1 protein-coding gene is annotated in these 662 nt (G+C 37.3%); it reads right to left on the bottom strand.

Annotation, left to right across the window (positions count from 1 at the left end):
• Nucleotides 1-662, bottom strand: a 662-nt coding sequence (locus CDOM16188_RS11115) for a calcium-binding protein (RefSeq protein WP_301538615.1), incomplete at both ends; no start/stop codon positions are given.

The following is a 662-nucleotide window of genomic DNA, read 5'->3' as shown; positions in this document are numbered from 1 at the left end:
ACATCTTCCCTGCCTATCCCATCTCCGAATTGGATAGTGTCGTTATCTCCTCCGCTGTCTATTACAGTATCTTTTCCGTCTCCTTTATTAAAGATGTATGTATCGTTTCTTCCATGATAAGATCCGTGAAGAACATCATTGCCTTTACCGCCAACTAAGATACTGCCTACACTATCAAACCCTCTAATAACATCATCTCCATCGGTATGGATATGTTTTTGAATTTCTGCTACATTCCAAACGGTTCCGTCCGAGAATTTAAAGTTTTCCAATAAATATCCACCATGATTTCTCCATGATTTTAAAGTAACCCTGTCGGATAGCTCATCTATATTTTTGCCGTCTTCTTTTATACCTACTATCAAACTACTTTCATCATTTTTGTCATACATTATCACTAGATCATTAGGAGCAATTCCCTCTTTAAATTCAAGAGTATCGTTGCCAACATTATTCCATTCATAATTATAAATTAAATCAAATCCATCACCTCTACCGAATTTATAAGTATCGTCTCCTTCTTGACCGTAAAGAGTGTCATTGCCTTTTCCGCCGTCTATAGTATCGTTACCTTTTCCTGCATAGATCGTATCGTCTCCATCTAAGGCGTTAATTACATTATCTTCATCTCCAAAGGTTAGGTTGTCGTTGGATTGGGTAGG

Source organism: Campylobacter sp. RM16188 (assembly GCF_012978795.1).
Lineage (GTDB): Bacteria > Campylobacterota > Campylobacteria > Campylobacterales > Campylobacteraceae > Campylobacter_A > Campylobacter_A canis.
This window is presented reverse-complemented; position numbering and strand designations above follow the sequence as displayed.